This is a genomic window from Sphingomonas larreae (assembly GCF_051400595.1).
In the GTDB taxonomy this organism is placed as follows: Bacteria; Pseudomonadota; Alphaproteobacteria; order Sphingomonadales; family Sphingomonadaceae; genus Sphingomonas.
Genome location: NZ_JBLFFI010000007.1, coordinates 14,512 through 28,037, shown reverse-complemented (window position 1 = coordinate 28,037; position 13,526 = coordinate 14,512). Strand labels below are relative to the sequence as shown.

Sequence of the window (13,526 nt, the reverse complement as noted above, 5' to 3'; positions counted from 1 at the left end):
GCGGTCCTTACGTGTACGCGCGAGGGTGGGTGGCCGGAGCGGGCACGTCAAGCGAGGGGGGTAAGTCCTCCCCGGCACGGGGAGGATCTTAGGGCATCACCGCGTCGGCGCCGGCGTGTCGCCGCCGTAGTCGTAGAACCCGCGCCCGCTCTTGCGCCCGTACCAGCCCGCCTCGACGTACTTCACCAGCAGCGGCGCGGGGCGGAACTTGGGATCGCCCGTGCCCTCGAACAGCACACGCGTGATCTCCAGGCAGGTGTCGAGCCCGATGAAGTCCGCCAGCGTCAGCGGGCCCATCGGGTGGTTGAGCCCGAGCTGGCAGGCAGCGTCGATGTCGGGGATCGTCGCAACGCCCTCGCCCAGCGCGAACACCGCCTCGTTGATGTAGGGCATCAGCACGCGATTGACGATGAAGCCCGGCGCGTCGCTGGCATGCACGACGCGCTTGCCCAAAGTCGCGGCGAAGCGCTCGATCGCGGCGACGGTGGCGTCCGCGGTGGCGAGCCCACGGATTACCTCGATCAGCCCCATCACCGGCACCGGATTGAAGAAGTGCACGCCGATGAAGCGCGCCGGATCGGGCGCGGCCTGCGCCAGCCGCGTGATCGGGATCGACGAGGTGTTGGTGGCGAGGATCGCGTCGGCGCCGAGCACCTCGCCCACGCCGGCGAAGATCGCGCGCTTGATCTCCTCGCGCTCGGTCGCCGCCTCGATCACCAGCGCGCAGTCCGCCATCGCGTCATAGCCCGCGACCGGCTCGATCCGGGCGAGCGTCGCGTCGCGCGCGGCGGCGTCGATCTTCTCCTTGGCGACGTCGCGGTCGAGCCGCCTGGCGATGCCGTCGCGGCCCTTGGCGGCGCGCGCCTGATCGACGTCGGCGAGCAGCACCTGCGCGCCGGCCGCGGCGGCGACCTGCGCGATCCCCGCCCCCATCTGCCCCGCGCCGATCACGCCGATCCTGTCCATGCCCGTCTCCTTATCGGTAACTCTCCTTCCGTTCAGGGAGGAGCTCGCCGTTATTCTATGGCGCCGCTGTAACGAGCACACTCCGTCGGGTGAAGCGTTGCCCACTCTCCAGCTCACGCCAAGACAGGTGGATCGCTCGCTTAACGCCCTTCAACCCGGCTAATAAACGCTTTGTTAACCCCTATCCGCTCTACTCCGGGACCCGGCGCAGGCTCGCCGGGCACGGAGGTGTTCGATGGCGTCTCTCCTCGCGGCGCTGCTGCTCCAGGCAGCGGCGCCCGCCGGACTCGCCGCGCATGGCGACTGGATCACTGGCTGCGACAATCAGCGCGCCTGCCAGGCGCTCGCTGGCGCGAGCGGCGGCGCCGAGCCACGGCTGCGCCTCGTGCTGCGCCGCGAGGGCGCCACCGGGGCCGCTCCCCGGCTCGACATCCCGCTTCCCGCCACCGTGGCCGCGGGCAGCCGGGTGACGCTGGCGGTCGACGGTCGCGCGGTCGCGCAGCTCGTCGCGCCTGGCGCCGGCGGCGGTCTGGCTTTGCCGTTCGAGGGCAGATTGGCGGCGGCGCTGGTGCGCGGGCGCCGCGTCACCGTGGTGGCGCCGCGCCGACGCGTCATTGCAGGCGCATCGCTCGTCGGCCTGGGGGCGACGCTGCGCGCATTCGATGCGGCGCAGGAACAGGCGGGAAGCCTTGCCGCGCTCGTGCCGCCCGTGCGCGGTGACGCTACCGCCGCGATCGTCGCGCCCGTGGTCGCGCTCCCGGTGGTCGACCAGCCCGAAGTGACCGGCGCGGCGCCGCGCCGCTTCTCGCAGAAGGACGCGCGCAAGCTCCTGGGTCGCGATGGCGCGACCTGCGCCGCGCCGCAGACGTGGCGGCTCGACGTGGCCTATACGCTGGTCGCCTTCGATCCGGCCTGTGCCGCGCTGCACGGCGCGGCTGGGCTGTACCTTCTGCCGGCGAAGGGCAAGCCGCTCGCCGCGACGATCGACGTGCCGCCGCCGGGCGGGGTGGCGACATGGGACGTCACCCGCCGCCGGCTGGTCGGCGCGAGCGGCCCGGTGCGGCGCGAATATGCCTGGGACGGCACCCGCTTCCGGCTGGTGCTCGAGCAGCACGACGCGGCGCTGCCCGATGCCGTCGGCGACGAGGACACGATCACCACCTGGCGCGCCGCGGTGGCGGTGCACTGACGGGCGCACCGACCGGCCGGCGGCGGCTAGGCGGTCACCCGCGCGCGGCGGCGCATCCCCTCCGCGCTGGCGAGATGGTGCGCATGGGTGATCGCCACCGCCAGCGCGTCCGCGGCGTCGGGACCGGCGAGCTTGGCGCCGGGCAGCAGCACCGCCATCATCGCCTGGATCTGGCGCTTCTCCGCGCCGCCGGTGCCGACCACCGCCTTCTTCACGGTGGAGGGATGATATTCGCCGATCGCCAGCCCCGCGCCCGCGGCGGCGAGCAGCACCACGCCGCGCGCCTGCCCCAGCTTGAGCGTCGACTGCGCGTTGGTGTTGCCCAGCACCTCCTCCACCGCGGCCGAATCGGGGCGCTCGGCGAGGATCACGTCGGTCAGCGCGGCGTGGAGGTTGGACAGCCGGCGCGGCAGCGGCATCGACGGATCGGTGCGGATCTGCCCGTTGGCGACGTGGCTCAGCCGGTTGCCGTCGGCGTGGATCACGCCCCAGCCAGTGGTGCCGAGCCCCGGATCGAGCCCGAGGATGATCATCGGATCCTCCCCGCGCCGGGGAGGATCGCGATCAACCCAGCTTCTCCATCACCGCGTCGGAAACCTCGTAATTACCCCACACGGTCTGCACGTCGTCGTCGTCGTCGAGCGCGTCTATCAGCTTGAACAGCGTCGCGGCCTCGTCCTCACCGACCTCGACCATCGTCTGCGGGCGCCATGCCAGCTTCGCGCCCTCGGCCTCGCCCAGCACCGGCTCCAGCGCCTTGGCGACCTCGTGCAGGTCGGCCACCGCAGTCCAGATCTCATGGCCCTCGTCGCTCGAGGTGACGTCCTCGGCGCCCGCCTCCAGCGCGGCCTCGAACACCTTTTCGGCGTCGCCCGCGGTCGCGGGATAGGTGATCAGCCCGACGCGGTCGAAGGCGTGGCTCACCGACCCGCTCGCGCCGAGATTGCCGCCGTTCTTCGACACCGCGGTGCGCACGTTGGTGGCGGTGCGGTTGCGGTTGTCGCTCAGCGCCTCGATGATCAGCGACACGCCACCGGGGCCGAAGCCCTCGTAGCGGATCTCCTCGTAATTCTCGGTGTCGCCCTTCGTCGCCTTGTCGATCGCGCGCTGGATATTGTCCTTGGGCATCGACTGCGCCTTCGCGGCGTTCACCGCGGCGCGCAGCCGCGGGTTCATGTCGGGATCGGGCAGCCCCATCTTCGCCGCCACGGTGATCTCGCGGCTGAGCTTGGAGAACATGCCCGAGCGCTTCTTATCCTGCGCACCCTTGCGGTGCATGATGTTCTTGAATTTGGAATGGCCTGCCATGACTGCCTCTAGCGGGTAATCCCCAGCCCTTATCCCGCACGGGCGCACGATGCCAGTCCGGGGCGCGGAAGCGCTGGGCTGATGGCCGCGCTTTCCCACACGAGCCCGCTGTTCGCGCATCGTTGCGACACCCCGCGCGCACCTATCTTCCGTCATCCCGGACCTGTTCCGGAATCCACCCCTCCGCCAGAACAACGCCTTCAGGACGTGCGGAACAGTGAATCGCGGAACGAGTCCGGCATGACGGGGTGAAGTGTGCGAAGGTCCTGCCGACGGGCAGAGGCAGACGCCAAGCGGCACCCTTCCCCCATCATCACGCTTGCCCCGACTCCGCGCCTTCGGGCACAGGCGGGGCAATGACCGTCAGCGTGGACATGGGCACCGATACGTCGGGCGCGCCCGTGACAATGGATCTCGAGGAACTGCTCGCCACTCGCTTGCTCGTCCAGGGCAATTCGGGCTCGGGCAAGTCGCACCTGCTGCGCCGGCTGCTCGAGGGCTCGGCCGGGCAGGTGCAGCAGGTGGTGATCGATCCCGAGGGCGATTTCGTCACCTTGTCCGAGCGCTACGGCCATGTCGTGATCGAGGGCGCGGACTATGCCGAGCGCGAGATCGCGCGCATCGCCGCGCGCCTGCGCGAGCATCGCGCCAGCGTCGTGCTCAGCCTCGAGGGGCTGGAAGCCGAGGGCCAGATGCGCTGCGCCGCCGGCTTCCTCGGCGCGCTGTTCGACGCGCCGCGCGAGCATTGGTACCCCGCGCTGGTCGTCGTCGACGAGGCACAGCTGTTCGCCCCCACCACCGGCGGCGAGGTGGCCGAGGACGTGCGCCGCGCCTCGCTCTCGGCGATGACCAACCTGATGTGCCGCGGGCGCAAGCGCGGGCTCGCGGGGGTGATCGCGACGCAGCGGCTCGCCAAGCTCGCCAAGAACGTCGCGGCCGAGGCGAGCAACTTCCTGATGGGGCGCACCTTCCTCGACATCGACATGGCGCGCGCGGCGGACCTGCTCGGCATGGAGCGGCGCCAGGCCGACGTGATCCGCGACCTCGCCCGCGGCACCTTCCTGGCGCTCGGTCCCGCGGTGTCGCGCCGCCCGCTGACGGTGAAGATCGGCGCGGTGGAGACGCAGGCGCGCAGCGGCAGCCCCAAGCTGGTGCCGCTGCCCAAGGCGGACAGCGTCGACGTCCAGGCGCTGCTCGACGTCACCCCCGAGGCGGCGCCGTCGCTGCCGCTGTCGTTCGACCCGCGCCCGCGCCGCGTGCCGAGCGAGGAGTTGCTCGCCGACCTCGCCGCGCCGCCCGCGCCAGGCGTGCCCGCGCCCGCGCTACCCGACCGTTCCGAGGAGGAGGTCGAGGCGGTCTACGCCGAGGTGCTGCGCGCGATCGTCGCCGACGCGGAGAGCGCCGGGCGGCCCGCGGCGGTGCTGTTCCAGGACTTTCAGGTCCGCTGCCGGATGACGGGCGTGGCACGCCCCTCGCTCGACCTTCCCGCCTTCAGCCGGCGGCTGTCATGCGCGCGCGCGGGCATCTTCACGCCGCACGCAGAGGAATGGGCCAGCGCGCTGGCGCTGGCGCAGGGGCTGCCCGACGACATGCTCGGCGCCTTCCTGCTGGTCGCCAAGGCGGCGCGCGACGGTGAGCCGTGCCCCTCGGACGAGGCGATCGCGCATACCTATGGGACGAGCTCGCTCGGGCGGGTGAAGCGGCTGATCGGCTATATCGAGAGCCGCGACCTGTTCGTCACCCGCACCGACATGGCCGGCAAGCGCTCGATCACGATCCCGCATCTGGGCTGGACGACCGGAGCGGCAGAGGCGGCTTAGGGGCGGCGAACGTCGGATGTACTCACCCGGCCCCTTTAGGGAGGGGCCGGGGGTGGGGCCGTTCCGCGAACGCCGCGTCCGTGGACGCCCCCCACCCCAACCCCTCCCCTGAAGGGGAGGGCTTACGCGACTACCGACAGCTCACCCCTCCAGCTGCGCCTCCGCCACCAGCGGCGGGGTCTGCTGGTGCTGCACCACGGTCCAGCGCTCGTGCTCGATCCGGCGATAGGTTGAGGTGCAGTGCGCGACATAGGTCTCGCCCCCTTCCCCACCAGAATTCCCCTTCGACGCCTCGACCTTGTAGGCGACCACGATCAGCCCTTCCTGCGGGCGCACGATGCGCTGGTCGCTGAAACGCACCTCATCCCACCGCGGCGTCCGGCTCACCGCCTCGACCGCCGCCTCGCTCTCCAGCACATAGGGCGGCTGCGGCACCACCATCAGCGCCGACTCGTCGATCGACTCGCGATAGTGATCCGCGTCGGCGGTCCACAGGCTCTCCTCGAACGCCCACACGCGACCATCTTCCATGCTACCTGCTCCCGTGACTGTTCCGTCACCAAGCGAGGCGGGCGCGGGTTCGTTCCGTTGCGGCTCAGCCGGCCGCGCCGCGGCGCCACGGATAGCCGCTGACGCGCGGCCACAGCAGGTTGAGCGCGAGCCCGCCCAGCACCAGCGCGGCGGCGAGCAGCTTCCACCCCGGCAGCGGCTCCCCCAGCAACAAGGCCGACGTGCCCATGCCGAACACCGGCACCAGCATCGCGCTCGGCGTGATCGTCGCAGCGGGATGGCGCGCCAGCAGCCAGCCCCAGGCGGCGTAGCCGAACAGGGTGTTGCCAACCGCCTGCCACACCACCGCGGCCCACACGCCAGGCCCGGCGCGCTGCACCGCGTCCAGGATCGGCGCCGCGCCCTCCACCAGCAGCGCCGCGGCGACCAGCGGCGGCACCGCAAAGGCGCTCGACCAAATGACGAAGCCGAGCATGTCGGTGGTGCCGCTCGCCTTGGCGACCTGGTTGCCGCCCGCCCAGCTGATCGCCGCCGCGATCGTCAGCGCGAGGCCCAGCGGGGTGGCAGCGCGATCGTTGTGGACGAGGATGGTGAGGATCCCCGCGCTCGCCAGCACCAGCGCGCCGAGCTGATAGGAGCGGACGCGCTCGCCGCTCAGCACGATCGCGAGGCCGATGGTGAAGAACACCTGGCTTTGCACCACCAGGCTCGCGAGCCCGGGCGAGATCCAGCCATCCATCGCCAGGAACAGCAGCCCGAACTGCCCCGCGCCGATCAGCAGGCCGTAAGCGGCGAGCGAGCGCCACCGCACCTGAGGGCGTGGCACGAACAGCGCGGGCAGGAAGGCGAGCGCGAAGCGGCACGCCGCGAAGGCGAGCGGCGGCAGCACGTCAAGCGCGGCGCGGATCACGACGAAGTTGGTGCCCCACACCGCCACGACAGCGAGCGCGAGCAGCAGGTGGCGCGGCGGCACTGCGCCGGAGGTGGACGTGCTCACCTCAGGCCCTCGCGACCGTCGGCGCTCCCTTGCGTGCCGCGGGCTGATCTACGAGCAACGGTCAATAACCTTTCAAGGTCGTCATTCCGGCCCCGAGCCGGGATCCCTGCTTCCGCACGCGCAACGGCTGGCGCGTATGCGGCACCATGGATCCCGGGTCGAGCCCGGGATGACCGAGAGAGCTTCACCACGCTACCCTGCAAGGCGATCGTCAGTCGGCCGCTGCCCGCCCCTGCGCCCCATCCAGCAGGCCGAGTTCGCTCAGCTCGGCGCGCAGCGCGTCGGCGCCGGCGAAGAGGTGCGAGCGGATGCCGAGCGCGCGCGCCGCGGTCACGTTCGCCACATTGTCGTCGACGAAGAGGGCCTGGTCGGCGGTGAGCGCGAAGCGGCGCAGCGCGAGGTGGAAGATCGCGGGGTCGGGCTTCACCACGCGCTCGTCGCCCGAGACGACGATATCACGGAAGCGGTCGAACAGCGCCGCCTCGCGCGCGCGGAACGGCGTAAAGAATTCGCCCGAGAAGTTGGTGATCGCGAACAGCGGCACGCCGCGCGCATCGAGTTCCTCGACCAGCGCGGGCATGCCGGGAATCGGCCCGGGAATCTGCTCGCCGAAGCGCGGCCCCCACAAAGCGATCATCTCGGCGTGCTGCGGATGCAGCGCGGCGAGCTCGGCGCTGGTCTCGGCGAAGGGCCGGCCGGCGTCGTGCTGGAAATGCCACTCGCGCGTGGCGACGTCGCGCAGGAACGCGTCGAGCGCCTGCTCGTCGTCGAACAGGCGCCCGTAGAGCGCGCGCGGGTCCCAGTCGTAAAGGACGTGCCCGACGTCGAAGATCACCGCCGTCGGGGCGCTGGCCGCCGACGTCACGTCAGGGCTCAGCCCTGGCGCGCCTTGAAGCGGCGGTTGGTCTTGTTGATGACGTAGGTGCGGCCGCGGCGACGGATCACGCGATTGTCGCGGTGGCGGTCCTTGAGCGACTTGAGGCTGTTGCGGATCTTCATGGCGATGGCGCTTCTATCGAGAGAATAGGGAAAGCGCGCCGCCTAGTGAGCGGGGGGTGGAAAGTCAACCGAGTCGGTGGGCGCACGCCCGGAGACAGGGATGACGTGGGTGCCAACGCCTCTCAGCGGCGCTCCGGCCGCCGCTTCGCCCTTGCCGTTCGTTTCGATTGGCCATCGAGCCTGCCGACACGGCGTGTCGAGAAGGCGGGTGGCGCGCTCTCGATACACGCTCCCGACAAGCTCGATCTTTACGCGAGCCGAACGGACGGCGGGCAGCTGCCCGCCCCGCGGAGCCTCGGGCGTGTAATAAGCCGGCCCGGGAGCCGCTGTCCTACACCCGGCGCGCCTGTCAGATCCGGCGCATGCCCATCCCACGCCCCGCGCCGCCCGCCGTTGCCCCGCCCTTCCCGCCACCACGCGCCGTGTCTCAACATTCTCAACATTCGCGCCGCCCCGTTCCCCGCGCAGGCCTCAACTTTCGCAACATTCGCGTCAGGGCCGGCGCCGGCCCCGCCCGCGTCATCCGCTGAAAATCAGGCGCGCGCAGCGACATGGACGACCAACCCGCCACGCACGCGAATGTTGAGGGGCTCACGCCCCCCGACCCGCCCCGGCGATTCGTCGCGCCGCCCGGAACGCGGCGGAGCTTGCGGCGCGGTGCGGCGTTGCTATGCCGCAACGATCGTTCTCGCGAAGGGTGTGTCATGCGTCGTGTCGTCCTCGTCCTGCTCGCCGCCGCGCCGCTGGCGGCCTGTGCCACCGGGCCGCAGCGCTTCCCGGTCGAAGCGACGCGCTTTCACTATGATGCGGTGGCCGAGCGCGGCACGGTGCAGGTCGAGCCGCTGCAGGGCGCCGGATCGCCCAGTCTCGAGTATAAGACCTACGCCGCCGCGGTGGAGGCGGAGCTGTTGCGCAACGGCTTCACCAGCGCGCCCCCGGGCACGCCGGCGCAATATATCGCCACAGTGGGGTTCACCCGCACCGACCGGCCGCTGCCGCCGCGCCGCTCCCCGGTGCAGATCGGGCTCGGTGGCGGCGGCTATTCCGGCGGGTGGCGCGGCGGCACCGGGCTGGGCGGCGGGGTCAGCTTCCCGCTCGGCGGCGCGCGCGAGCGTACCGGGGTGGTGACCGAGCTGGCGGTGCGGCTGCGCCGCGGTCCCAATGCGATCTGGGAGGGGCAGGCGCAGTCGCTCACCGACACCAGCGCGCCGGATGCCGACGCCAATACGGTCGCGGCCCGGCTCGCAAGCGCGCTGTTCAAGGATTTCCCCGGCGAGTCCGGGCGCACGGTCGAGGTGAAATGACGCTACAGATCAACGCCGCTTTCGACAGCGGCAATATTCGGCTGGTCGAACTCAGCGGCGAGGGAGACGATTGGACGTGCGATCTCGAGATCGTGCGCGACCATCAGTCCGATTTCTATCAATGGTTCTACTTCCGCGCCGCCGGGCTGCGCGGCAAGCGCGTGACCTTCCGCATCGTCAACGCGGGCCAGTCGGCCTATCCGTTCGGCTGGCCCGGCTATCGCACGCGCGCCTCGACCGATCTGGAGGCGTGGCGGATGATCGATAGCCGCTATGACGGCGGCGTGCTCCACTTCGACTGGACCGGCACCGGTGACCTCGCCTGGTTCGCCTATTTCGCGCCGTTCACGATGGAGATGCACGCGCGGCTGGTGGCGCGGATCGCGGCGCGGCCGGGCGTCACCCATCGCGAGCTCGGCCAGACGCTCGACGGCCAGGCGATCGACTATTTACGCGTTGGCGACGGGCCCAAGCAGGTCTGGCTGTACGGTCGCCAGCATCCGGGCGAATCGATGACCGAATATTGGATGGAGGGCGCGCTCGACTGGCTCACCAGTGACGCCGCCGCACCGCTGCTGGCGGCGGCGACGGTCCATGTCGTCCCCAATATGAACCCGGACGGCACGCGCCGCGGCCATCTGCGCACCAACGCGGCGGGGGTGAACCTCAACCGTGAATGGCATGCGCCGACGCCCGAGCGCAGTCCCGAGGTGCTGTGCGTGTTGCGCGAGATGGATCGCACCGGCGTGACCTTCGCGATGGACGTCCACGGCGACGAGGCGATCCCGGCGAACTTCATCGCCGGCTTCGAAGGCATCCCGTCCTGGACGGACGCGCATGGCGCCAAATTCTATGAGTTCGGCCGGCGGCTGGCGGCGCACAGCCGCGATTTCCAGACCGAGCTGGGCTATGATCGCTCAGCGCCGGGCAAGGCGAACCTCGCGATGTCGACCAACCAGCTGGCCGAGCGCTTCGGTGCGGTGTCGGTGACGCTGGAGATGCCGTTCAAGGACCATGATCCCAATCCCGACGCGCACTTCGGTTGGAGCCCGGAGCGTAGCCGGACGCTGGGCGTCTCCTGCCTTGAGGTGGTGACAGAGATGATCGCCGCGCTGTGAGGGTCTCGGTCCTCCCGCCTCGGGGAGGACCGGCAGCATCACCGAGCCAGCGCGCGGCGATGCAATTCGCTCTCCAGCTCGTGGATATAACGCCGCAGCGTGCCCGCGGAGACCGGGTCGGTCACCATCGCCGCGGTGCGATGCGCGCGCGCCAGCTCGGAGCGCACGCTGCCAGGCGTCGCGTTGCGAAACATTGTTGCCGTTACCCCACCCCGTTCGCTCGCTGCCTTGCGCGATCGCCGGAGTATACGATTGGATAAAACTACCGTCGGCGCGCGGTCACTGCCACTTCGGATCAAGTGGCAGCCACCGCCGCCGCTCAGTTGTTGGCCGGACCGCGATAGTCCTTGAGCTCGTCGCCGATGATCCGGACAACGTGAAGAACGTTGGTCGAGCCCGGGGTGCGGAACGGCACGCCCGCCATCACGATCACGCGGTCACCCGCCTGTGCGATGCCTTGGCGCAGCGCGATCCGCTTCGCCTTGGCCACCATCTCCTCGAACGATTCGACATCGCGCGTGACGACGTTGTGCGTCCCCCACAGCAGCCCGAGCCGCCGCGCGGTCTCGCGATTGGGGGTGAGCACCAGGATCGGCACCGAGGGCCGCTCGCGCGCGATCCGGCGCGCGGTCGAGCCTGAGCTGGTGAAGCAGATGATCGCCGCCGCGGAGACGGTGGCGGCGATGTTCTTGGCCGCCTCCGCCAGCGCGTCGGCGGTGGTGGGATCGGGGCGCGTGACCGTGAAGTGGATACGGTCGCCGTGCATCGGGTCGCGCTCCACCGCGTCGCCGATCGCGTTCATCATCGCCACCGATTCGACCGGCCAGTCGCCCGCCGCGCTCTCGGCCGAGAGCATGATCGCGTCGGCGCCGTCATAGATGGCGGTGGCTACGTCGGACACTTCGGCACGCGTCGGCGACGGGCTCTTGATCATCGATTCGAGCATCTGCGTCGCCACCACCACCGGGCGGCCCATCCGTCGCGCAGTCTCGACGATGCGCTTCTGCAGCGGCGGCACCGATTGCGGCGGCAGCTCGACACCCAGATCGCCGCGCGCGACCATCACGCCGTCGCATGCCTCGACCAGCTCCTCGAGCCGCTCGATCGCCGCGGGCTTCTCGATCTTGGCAAGCAGCGCCGCCTTGCCCTCGATCAGCTTGCGCGCCTCGGCGAGGTCCTCGGGGCGCTGGACGAACGACAGCGCGATCCAGTCGACGCCCTGTTCGAGCGCGAACGTCAGGTCGGAGCGATCCTTCGCAGTCAGCGCCGCCATCGGCACCACCACGTCGGGCACGTTGAGCCCCTTGTTGTCGCTCAGCGGCCCGCCGATCTCTACGGTGGTGACGATGCGGTTCTCGTCATGATCGGTGACGCGCAGCACCAGCTTGCCGTCGTCGAGCAACAGTCGTGCGCCGGGCTCGATCGCGGCGAAGATCTCGCGGTGCGGCAGTCGCACGCGCGTGGCGTCGCCCGGTGCGGGATCGTGATCGAGTGTGAAGGTGCTGCCATGCTCGAGGTTCACCCGGCCGCCGTCGAACTTGCCGACGCGCAGCTTGGGCCCCTGGAGATCGGCCAGGATCGTCGAGGGACGGTTGAACTTTTCCTCGAGCGAGCGGATCGACTGGATGATCTGCGCCTTGGACGCCTGGTCGCCGTGGCTCATGTTGATACGGAAGGCGTCCGCACCCGCCTGGAACAGCGTGGCGATCATCTCGGGCGAGTCACTCGCCGGCCCCAGGGTGGCGAGCACGCGGACCTTGCGCGAGCGCGGGGCGATCGTTTCTGGTGTAAGGGTCATGCGCGTTCCTGCTTTGCCGCGGACGCCTTAGCGACTAACGCGCCGGGATCAAATCCGGAGATGCAGATGGACCAGCGCGATCCCCTCGACATGATCGACGATGCCGCGGCAGCATCGGCCTTCCGCCGGCTGCTGCGCCACCTGCGCCACCGTAGCGACGCGCAGAATGTCGACCTGATGGGGCTGGCGGGCTTCTGCCGCAATTGCTTGTCAGATTGGGTCAGCGAGGCGGGCGGACTGTCCAAGGAGGAGGGCCGCACCGCGATCTATGGCATGCCCTATGCCGAGTGGAAGGACCGTCACCAGCAGGACGCGACCCCCGAGCAGCTCGCCCGCATGAAGGAGAGCGTGGCGCGCAACGCCTGATGCGGCCGCGCCGGGATCGGCCGCGTTAGCGTGATGCGCAGCGCTGCTATCCCACGCGGGTGACCCGCGCGCCGGCGTGGCGCTCGATACGGCCGGCGAGTTCAAGCTCGAGCAGCACGTCTTGCACCAGCGCGGCGGGAAGCCCGGTCTGCCGCACCAGCTCGTCCGCCACGACCGGCGCCGCACCGAGCAGCGCGACGACGCGGGCGCGCTCGTCATCGCCATGATGCACCACCGGCTCTGCCACGCTCTCCCAGCGGTGCGCCCCCGCCGCTATCGCGCGCGGGTCGAGCGGCCGCACCTGTTCGAGCACCTCCGCCGCCGATTGGACGAGCGTGGCGCCGTCGCGGATCAGCGCGTTGCATCCCTGCGCGCGCGGGTCGCTGGGGTGTCCCGGCACCGCCATCACCTCGCGCCCCTGCTCGCCCGCCAGTCGCGCGCTGATCAGCGACCCCGAGCGCGGCGCCGCCTCCACCACCAGCGTCCCCAGTGCCAGCCCGGTGACGATCCGGTTGCGATACGGAAAGTGCCGTGCGCGCGGCTCCGTGCCCGGCGGCATCTCGGCGACGAGCAGCCCCTCGCGCCCGATCCGCTCCTGCAGCGCGGCATGTTCGGGAGGATACGTGACGTCGATCCCACCCGCGACCACGCCGATCGTCGCGGGCAGCGCACCGGAATGCGCCGCGCCGTCGACGCCGCGCGCGAGCCCCGAGGCCACGCTCGCGCCCGCCGCCGCAAGGTCGTGCGCCAGTCCGCGCGCGAAGCGGCAGGCTGCGGCGGAGGCGTTGCGCGCGCCGACGATCGCCACCACGGTCCGTCTCGCCAGCGCGATATCGCCGCGCACGGTGAGCACCGCGGGCGAGTCGTCGAGCTGCGCGAGCAGCGGCGGATAGTCCGGATCGCCGAGCAGCAGATGGCGTGCGCCGAGCCGCTCGACCAGCGCGCGTTCGCGCGCGATCACGGACTCCGCCGGCACTGCGGGCGCGCGCCCGCCGCCGCGTCGCGCGAGATCGGGAAGCGCCTCGATCGCCGCCGCGGCCGAGCCGAAGCGCGCCAGCAGGCGACGATAGCTGACCGGGCCGACCGAGGGCGTCCGGATCAGCCGCAGCCGCGCGGCGCGCTCGCCGTCCTCGTCCGCCACGCCTGTGCCT

At 70.9% G+C, this 13,526-nt stretch carries 15 protein-coding genes; 5 read left to right on the top strand and 10 right to left on the bottom strand.

The genetic code is table 11. The features are described 5' to 3' along the window. Positions 1 to 96: 96 nt before the first annotated feature. Entirely contained in the window at positions 97 to 966 is an 870-nt protein-coding gene (locus tag ACMGDM_RS18225; protein WP_436805552.1) for a 3-hydroxybutyryl-CoA dehydrogenase, read from the bottom strand. 235 nt (positions 967 to 1,201) lie between these two features. Between ACMGDM_RS18225 and ACMGDM_RS18220 the strand changes: the two genes are divergently transcribed. After that, positions 1,202 to 2,155, top strand: coding sequence for a DUF1176 domain-containing protein (locus ACMGDM_RS18220; protein WP_436805551.1), 954 nt, complete (start codon positions 1,202 to 1,204; stop codon positions 2,153 to 2,155). Positions 2,156 to 2,181: 26 nt separating this feature from the next. Here ACMGDM_RS18220 and ruvC read toward each other — a convergent pair whose 3' ends face one another. Continuing rightward, positions 2,182 to 2,688 (bottom strand): crossover junction endodeoxyribonuclease RuvC, encoded by a 507-nt coding sequence (ruvC, locus tag ACMGDM_RS18215; RefSeq protein WP_223013183.1) that lies wholly within the window; start codon positions 2,686 to 2,688, stop codon positions 2,182 to 2,184. A 31-nt stretch (positions 2,689 to 2,719) separates the two neighbouring features. Then, positions 2,720 to 3,463, bottom strand: coding sequence for a YebC/PmpR family DNA-binding transcriptional regulator (locus ACMGDM_RS18210; protein WP_436805550.1), 744 nt, complete (start codon positions 3,461 to 3,463; stop codon positions 2,720 to 2,722). A 356-nt stretch (positions 3,464 to 3,819) separates the two neighbouring features. On the opposite strand from ACMGDM_RS18210, the gene ACMGDM_RS18205 reads away from it, so the two are divergent. After that, a complete protein-coding gene (locus tag ACMGDM_RS18205) occupies positions 3,820 to 5,283 on the top strand; it encodes an ATP-binding protein (RefSeq protein ID WP_436805549.1) in 1,464 nt (487 codons plus the stop codon). A gap of 141 nt (positions 5,284 to 5,424) precedes the next feature. Here ACMGDM_RS18205 and ACMGDM_RS18200 read toward each other — a convergent pair whose 3' ends face one another. The 4 genes from ACMGDM_RS18200 to ykgO all read right to left on the bottom strand — a co-directional run bounded on the left by ACMGDM_RS18200 (position 5,425) and on the right by ykgO (position 7,789). Continuing rightward, on the bottom strand, positions 5,425 to 5,814 hold the full coding sequence (locus ACMGDM_RS18200; protein ID WP_436805548.1) for a DUF4440 domain-containing protein: 390 nt from the start codon (positions 5,812 to 5,814) through the stop codon (positions 5,425 to 5,427). A gap of 64 nt (positions 5,815 to 5,878) precedes the next feature. Continuing rightward, positions 5,879 to 6,790, bottom strand: a complete 912-nt coding sequence (locus tag ACMGDM_RS18195; RefSeq protein ID WP_436805547.1) for an EamA family transporter — start codon at positions 6,788 to 6,790, stop codon at positions 5,879 to 5,881. 211 nt (positions 6,791 to 7,001) lie between these two features. Beyond that, a complete protein-coding gene (locus tag ACMGDM_RS18190; RefSeq protein ID WP_436805546.1) occupies positions 7,002 to 7,655 on the bottom strand; it encodes an HAD family hydrolase in 654 nt (217 codons plus the stop codon). A gap of 8 nt (positions 7,656 to 7,663) precedes the next feature. Beyond that, entirely contained in the window at positions 7,664 to 7,789 is a 126-nt protein-coding gene (gene ykgO, locus ACMGDM_RS18185) for a type B 50S ribosomal protein L36 (RefSeq protein WP_003046794.1), read from the bottom strand. A 704-nt stretch (positions 7,790 to 8,493) separates the two neighbouring features. Here ykgO and ACMGDM_RS18180 point away from each other — a divergent pair. Both ACMGDM_RS18180 and ACMGDM_RS18175 read left to right on the top strand, forming a co-directional pair. Next, positions 8,494 to 9,093: a DUF4136 domain-containing protein gene (locus tag ACMGDM_RS18180; protein ID WP_436805545.1), complete on the top strand. Its 600-nt coding sequence runs from the start codon at positions 8,494 to 8,496 to the stop codon at positions 9,091 to 9,093. Then, positions 9,090 to 10,211, top strand: a complete 1,122-nt coding sequence (locus ACMGDM_RS18175; protein ID WP_436805544.1) for a M14 family metallopeptidase — start codon at positions 9,090 to 9,092, stop codon at positions 10,209 to 10,211. Before ACMGDM_RS18180 ends, ACMGDM_RS18175 begins: the two co-directional genes overlap by 4 nt. A gap of 38 nt (positions 10,212 to 10,249) precedes the next feature. On the opposite strand, the gene ACMGDM_RS18170 is transcribed toward ACMGDM_RS18175, so the two are convergent. Next, the gene (locus ACMGDM_RS18170; RefSeq protein WP_436805543.1) at positions 10,250 to 10,405 is read right to left on the bottom strand and encodes a hypothetical protein; all 156 of its coding nucleotides are present in this window, start codon (positions 10,403 to 10,405) and stop codon (positions 10,250 to 10,252) included. 125 nt (positions 10,406 to 10,530) lie between these two features. Beyond that, the gene (gene pyk / locus ACMGDM_RS18165; protein ID WP_436805542.1) at positions 10,531 to 12,009 is read right to left on the bottom strand and encodes a pyruvate kinase; all 1,479 of its coding nucleotides are present in this window, start codon (positions 12,007 to 12,009) and stop codon (positions 10,531 to 10,533) included. A 66-nt stretch (positions 12,010 to 12,075) separates the two neighbouring features. Between pyk and ACMGDM_RS18160 the strand changes: the two genes are divergently transcribed. After that, positions 12,076 to 12,375: a DUF1244 domain-containing protein gene (locus tag ACMGDM_RS18160; RefSeq protein WP_436805541.1), complete on the top strand. Its 300-nt coding sequence runs from the start codon at positions 12,076 to 12,078 to the stop codon at positions 12,373 to 12,375. Positions 12,376 to 12,421: 46 nt separating this feature from the next. Here the strand turns inward: ACMGDM_RS18160 and dprA are convergent, their stop codons facing one another. Continuing rightward, positions 12,422 to 13,516 carry a DNA-processing protein DprA gene (gene dprA, locus ACMGDM_RS18155; RefSeq protein ID WP_436805540.1) on the bottom strand — a complete coding sequence of 365 codons (1,095 nt, stop codon included), beginning with the start codon at positions 13,514 to 13,516 and terminating at the stop codon, positions 12,422 to 12,424. Positions 13,517 to 13,526: the final 10 nt, after the last annotated feature.

Bases quoted from the DNA above. Each gene is read 5' to 3' on its own strand.
- ACMGDM_RS18160 (WP_436805541.1), top strand. From the start codon at position 12,076: ATGGACCAGCGCGATCCCCTCGACATGATCGACGATGCCGCGGCAGCA.
- ACMGDM_RS18210 (WP_436805550.1), bottom strand. From the start codon at position 3,463: ATGGCAGGCCATTCCAAATTCAAGAACATCATGCACCGCAAGGGTGCG.
- ACMGDM_RS18200 (WP_436805548.1), bottom strand. From the start codon at position 5,814: ATGGAAGATGGTCGCGTGTGGGCGTTCGAGGAGAGCCTGTGGACCGCC.
- ACMGDM_RS18205 (WP_436805549.1), top strand. From the start codon at position 3,820: ATGACCGTCAGCGTGGACATGGGCACCGATACGTCGGGCGCGCCCGTG.
- ACMGDM_RS18170 (WP_436805543.1), bottom strand. From the start codon at position 10,405: ATGTTTCGCAACGCGACGCCTGGCAGCGTGCGCTCCGAGCTGGCGCGC.
- ACMGDM_RS18220 (WP_436805551.1), top strand. From the start codon at position 1,202: ATGGCGTCTCTCCTCGCGGCGCTGCTGCTCCAGGCAGCGGCGCCCGCC.
- pyk (WP_436805542.1), bottom strand. From the start codon at position 12,009: ATGACCCTTACACCAGAAACGATCGCCCCGCGCTCGCGCAAGGTCCGC.
- ACMGDM_RS18175 (WP_436805544.1), top strand. From the start codon at position 9,090: ATGACGCTACAGATCAACGCCGCTTTCGACAGCGGCAATATTCGGCTG.
- ACMGDM_RS18180 (WP_436805545.1), top strand. From the start codon at position 8,494: ATGCGTCGTGTCGTCCTCGTCCTGCTCGCCGCCGCGCCGCTGGCGGCC.
- ruvC (WP_223013183.1), bottom strand. From the start codon at position 2,688: ATGATCATCCTCGGGCTCGATCCGGGGCTCGGCACCACTGGCTGGGGC.
- ykgO (WP_003046794.1), bottom strand. From the start codon at position 7,789: ATGAAGATCCGCAACAGCCTCAAGTCGCTCAAGGACCGCCACCGCGAC.
- ACMGDM_RS18225 (WP_436805552.1), bottom strand. From the start codon at position 966: ATGGACAGGATCGGCGTGATCGGCGCGGGGCAGATGGGGGCGGGGATC.